This is a genomic window from Mycobacterium sp. SMC-13, assembly GCF_045311035.1.
GTDB lineage: Bacteria > Actinomycetota > Actinomycetes > Mycobacteriales > Mycobacteriaceae > Mycobacterium.
The window spans coordinates 1-1,859 of the sequence record NZ_JBJIAI010000075.1; the positions used below are offsets into that span (position 1 = coordinate 1).

Annotated in this window: 2 protein-coding genes; both read left to right on the forward strand. The window is 66.6% G+C overall.

Annotation, left to right across the window (positions count from 1 at the left end):
• A partial coding sequence (locus tag ACJH6I_RS31700) for a Mu transposase domain-containing protein (RefSeq protein ID WP_406785186.1) occupies positions 1 to 956 on the forward strand: 956 nt, incomplete at its 5' end.
• Between the two features lie 54 nt (positions 957 to 1,010).
• The gene (gene istB / locus ACJH6I_RS31705; protein WP_074360265.1) at positions 1,011 to 1,766 is read left to right on the forward strand and encodes an IS21-like element helper ATPase IstB; all 756 of its coding nucleotides are present in this window, start codon (positions 1,011 to 1,013) and stop codon (positions 1,764 to 1,766) included.
• Positions 1,767 to 1,859: the final 93 nt, after the last annotated feature.

Consider the following 1,859-nt stretch of genomic DNA (forward strand, 5'->3'; position numbering starts at 1 on the left):
ATGTCGCGGCGTTCGAGTTCTTCGGCGGGGTCCCGGCCCGGTTGGTGTGTGACAACCTCAAGACCGGGGTGGACAAACCCGACCTGTATGACCCGAAGATCAACCGCGCCTATGCCGAGCTGGCCACCCACTACGGCACCCTGATCGACCCGGCGCGGGCGTTCAAACCCAAAGACAAACCCCGCGTCGAACGGCCCATGCAATACATCCGGGATTCGTTCTGGCGCGGCCGCCAGTTCGACGGGCTGCCCGCGATGCAAACCGACGCCCAGCGCTGGAGCATCGAGGTGGCCGGGGCGAGGTCGTGTCGGGCACTGGAGGGCGCGCCGCCGTTGCGGGTGTTTGAAGCGATCGAAGCCAGCGCGTTGATCGGGTTGCCGCCCAGAGTATTTGAACTGTCCACCTGGTCGATCGGCACCGTCGGCACCGACGCGCACCTCAAGGTCGGCAAGGCGTTGTACTCGGTGCCGTGGCGGCTGATCGGGCAACGCCTGCATGCCCGCACCGCCGGCGACGTGGTACAGGTCTTTCACGCCGATGCGGTGGTGGCCATCCACGTGCGCCGCCCATCGGGGCGCTCGACCGACTTCGCCCATTACCCGCCGGAGAAGGTCGCGTTCGCGATGAAAACCCCGACCTGGTGCCGGCGCACCGCCGAACTGGTCGGCCCGGCCTGCGTCGCGGTGATCGCCGCGTTCATGGCCGACAACGCCATCCACCATCTGCGCGCCGCGCAAGGAGTGCTCGGGCTGCGCGACAAACACGGCTGCGACCGGTTGGAGGCCGCGTGCGCCCGCGCCATCGCCGTCGGTGACCCGTCCTACCGCACCATCAAAGGCATCCTGGCCGCCGGCACCGAACACGCCGGCGACGAACCGCCCGCCAGCACCGGCGCGGCGGGGGCGTTTCTGCGTGGCCCCGACCAGTTCGGCACCGATACCGGCATCATCGCCTGATCGTCACCAATTCCACACTGCTGCAACATAATCAACCTTCAAAGGAAGCCCACCATGTCTATCTGTGATCCGGCGCTACGCACCGCGCTGCGCACCCTGAAACTGTCCGGCATGCTCGACACCCTCGATGCCCGGCTCGCCCAAACCCGCGACGGCGGCCTCGGCCACCTCGAATTCCTGCAAGCCCTCTGTCAAGACGAGATCGCCCGCCGCGAATCCGCCGCTCTCACACGGCGATTGCGCCGCGCCAAGTTCGAAGAACAGGCCACCTTCGAAGACTTCGACTTCACCGCCAACCCGAAACTGCCCGCCGCGATGCTGCGCGACCTGGCCGCCCTGCGCTGGCTCGACGCCGGCGAATCAGTCATCCTCTACGGCCCCGTCGGCGTCGGCAAAACCCATGTGGCACAAGCACTCGGACATCACGTAGCCCGCCGCGGCGGGGACATCCGCTTCGTCAAATGCGCCCGCATGCTCGCCGACCTTGCCGGCGGACACGCCGACCGCACCATCGGCCAGCGCATGCGCGAGTACACCCGGCCCCTGGTACTGATCGTCGATGACTTCGCGATGCGTGAGCACACCACCACCCAATCCGACGATCTCTACGATCTGGTCTCCGACCGGGCCATCGCTGGCAAACCCCTCATCCTGACCAGCAACCGCGCCCCCAAAGACTGGTACCCGCTGTTCCCCAACCCCGTCGTGGCCGAATCCCTACTCGACCGACTGATCAACACCAGCCACCAAGTCCTCATGGACGGACCCAGCTACCGACCCCGGAAACGACCCGGCCGCACCACCACCTAGACAACGCCCGCCCCGACCGGTAAGACCAACACGAGGCCCACACCTGGGGAATTACGTGACAGCAACCCCTGGGGAATTACGTGACCGACGACA